Genomic DNA, 2,525 nt, shown 5'->3' with positions numbered 1-2,525 from the left:
AGGTAACCATCTGGGCAGATACCGGTTTTCAAGGTATAGATAAACAGCATCCTAATACACAAATCCCAAAAAAAGGAACTCGAAAAAGACCTTTATCGCCTGAACAAAAACAAGAAAATAAAATAATCTCGGGCATCCGTATTACAGTTGAACACGCCATCGCGGGTATCAAGCGCCTCGGTTGCATGACCCAAATTTTACGGAATCGTAGACCCTTTATTGATGATACCTTCTTACTCCTTAGCGCAGGTCTTTGGAATTTCCATCTCAGAACAGCGTAAAATTTACTTCAATCACCGAAACACCCTTATTTCACTATTAAGCAACACGCTTAATGTCTATGTCAAAAGCGAAAGAGCTGGAAAACGAGTTAAGAAAAATATTACCCGCTGGCTGGATAAGAAGCTGAAACTGAGGGTTACACGAGTTTCGCACCAATAAAAAAACGCTCTATTTTTAAGTTTAATTCAGCATAATATATAAATAGAAAAAATCTCATAAATTAAAAATAACTTATTATAATTTAAGTAAATTTATATGTATTACTAAGTTACAGATTAATCATTGTTTTGAAGCCATTTCTAGAATTTTATATGCCCGTGCGAAACTCGTGTTATCGAAGACGACCTGCGTACTCAGTGTTCAGATATGCTCTACTCTATGCAGACGAATGCGGGGAAAGGCTATATACACATTGCTAGAGCATCAGAGCCGCCCTGAAAAGCTAATGGCGTTTCGCCTGATGCGGTATGCGGTGGCAGCCATGCAGCGGCATCTTGAGCAAGGTAACGACACCTTACCAGTGGTTATACCGATCTTATGCTATCACGGCGCTACGTCCCCTTACCCTTATAGCACGTACTTCCTAGACTGTTTTGCTGATCCAGAATTGGCAGCTACGGTTTATCAGCAAGCCTTTCCGCTGGTTGATATTACCACGATACCGGATGAGGAGATCCTGACTCACCGTCGAGTAGCACTCCTCCAACTGGTGCAAAAGCATATCCGAACGCGAGATATGTTGGAACTTGCTGTAGAATTAGCTAGTCTAATAGAAAAATGGCAGTATTCCAAAGAACAATGCAGGAGTTTATTATATTATATCGCTAAAGCAGGAAACACGATTGATGGCGAGGGATTCATACGTACCCTTGCGGAAAAGGCACCGACTTACCGGGAGGATTTTATGACTATCGCGGAACAACTTGAGGCTAAAGGCGAAAAGAGAGGCTACCAGCTAGGCCGGCAGGATGGGGTTAACGAGGGTGAGCAAAACGCCTCACGTAAGATTGCCCAACAGTTGCTAGCTAACGGCGCAGAGCGATCTTTGATAAAGATTGCCACCGGTCTTTCAGATAGTGAACTAGATAAACTATGAGGCAAGAAGCTAGCTTGCCTCTAGCTTATAGGTAAATTTCAAAATAAAACAATTGCTTATTAATGTTTTTTTACTATTTTTCCTTCTTCCTTTCAGCATCCAACAATTTTCAGCAAGAACTCCCAGAAACTATCTTGATTAGCTAACCAACTCCAACTATCAAACTCATTTTGGATAGTCATCCAGTTTTCTGGTCGTAGTGGGATGATCTCACATCCGAGTCCACGACCGTTTTTCTTGTCTGCTTTTGTGCTTCCTCTCCATCGGTTCCAGAGTGTGCGAGAGCCGGAGCTATTTGTCCGGCTGATGGTACTGTAGTGTCAGTCATTAGCCACATTGTATATTTATGGAATGTTTTTACTTCTAATATTTTTTCGGCTGCCAATGCTTTAGCATCATGTTGTTTTGTTTCGTAATTTCTTATAGTCCCAAGAGATAAGCCTGTAATTTCAGCAAATTGTTTTTGAGTAAGACCCTCTGCTTTTCTAATAGCTTTTAATTTATCTGCATAATTTCTTGACATGATCAGTGCCTACTGACCAATATAGATAAAGATCAGTTTTTACTGACCTTTAAAACACGCAGATGCCGAGAAATCCAGCCAAAACTTAGCAAAGCTCGGCAAATGCACCCAGTTTAAGCATAACAGATTAAAGGTCTTTTTTGATGATTTGAAGGGTCAGGAACGGTCTACAGCGGTCTGGAAGACATGAGGCACACATGATTAAGAGTGACTACACAGGGCAATATCCCGTTGACGCAGTGACGATAGAAAAGTTTGCCGAGTTGATCGGTAAGACAGATGAAGCCGTCAGATTGATGATTAAAAGGGAAAAATTACCTGTGGTGGATTTTCAAGACCCGAACAAACCTAATTCACGGGTAAGCGAAACGTGGATATACCTCCCTGAATTCAATCGCATAGTCCGAGAAGCCCGCCAATTCCCAAACGAAATGCAACAAAGTAAATCCTTGGTCATACATAGATAAAATTACTGTAATGACCCCATAAGAGATACTGTTGTATGAAGGGAAAACATTTGAACTTACATGAGCGTTTTTATATCGAAAAACGAATAATTGACGGTGTTACTCAGGCCACTATTGCTAGAGAATTGGGGCTTTCTCGTTCAACTGTCAGCAGGGA

Annotated in this window: 5 protein-coding genes and 1 pseudogene; 5 read left to right on the top strand and 1 reads right to left on the bottom strand. The window is 41.1% G+C overall.

Features of this window, described 5'->3' with window-relative positions:
* The 3 genes and pseudogenes from CBG25_RS14865 to CBG25_RS14855 all read left to right on the top strand — a co-directional run.
* Nucleotides 1-281 (top strand): transposase family protein (locus CBG25_RS14865; RefSeq protein WP_290603775.1); only part of this gene is annotated, 281 nt, incomplete at its 5' end.
* Nucleotides 223-441, top strand: a complete 219-nt coding sequence (locus CBG25_RS14860) for a hypothetical protein (RefSeq protein WP_290607593.1) — start codon at nucleotides 223-225, stop codon at nucleotides 439-441. The genes CBG25_RS14865 and CBG25_RS14860, both read left to right, overlap by 59 nt.
* A 207-nt stretch (nucleotides 442-648) precedes the next feature.
* A pseudogene (locus CBG25_RS14855) lies at nucleotides 649-1,378 on the top strand (Rpn family recombination-promoting nuclease/putative transposase).
* A gap of 178 nt (nucleotides 1,379-1,556) precedes the next feature.
* Here CBG25_RS14855 and CBG25_RS14850 read toward each other — a convergent pair.
* The gene (locus tag CBG25_RS14850) at nucleotides 1,557-1,901 is read right to left on the bottom strand and encodes a helix-turn-helix transcriptional regulator (protein ID WP_290607591.1); all 345 of its coding nucleotides are present in this window, start codon (nucleotides 1,899-1,901) and stop codon (nucleotides 1,557-1,559) included.
* Nucleotides 1,902-2,098: 197 nt separating this feature from the next.
* Here CBG25_RS14850 and CBG25_RS14845 point away from each other — a divergent pair, with 197 nt between their 5' ends.
* Nucleotides 2,099-2,368, top strand: a complete 270-nt coding sequence (locus CBG25_RS14845) for a Cox family DNA-binding protein (protein ID WP_290607589.1) — start codon at nucleotides 2,099-2,101, stop codon at nucleotides 2,366-2,368.
* A gap of 35 nt (nucleotides 2,369-2,403) precedes the next feature.
* A partial coding sequence (locus CBG25_RS21495) for a helix-turn-helix domain-containing protein (protein WP_366212652.1) occupies nucleotides 2,404-2,525 on the top strand: 122 nt, incomplete at its 3' end.

It is taken from the genome of Arsenophonus sp. ENCA (assembly GCF_002287155.1).
In the GTDB taxonomy this organism is placed as follows: domain Bacteria; phylum Pseudomonadota; class Gammaproteobacteria; order Enterobacterales; family Enterobacteriaceae; genus Arsenophonus; species Arsenophonus nilaparvatae.
The sequence above is the reverse complement of the archived record's forward strand: the minus strand, read 5'-3'. Positions and strand labels throughout refer to the sequence as shown.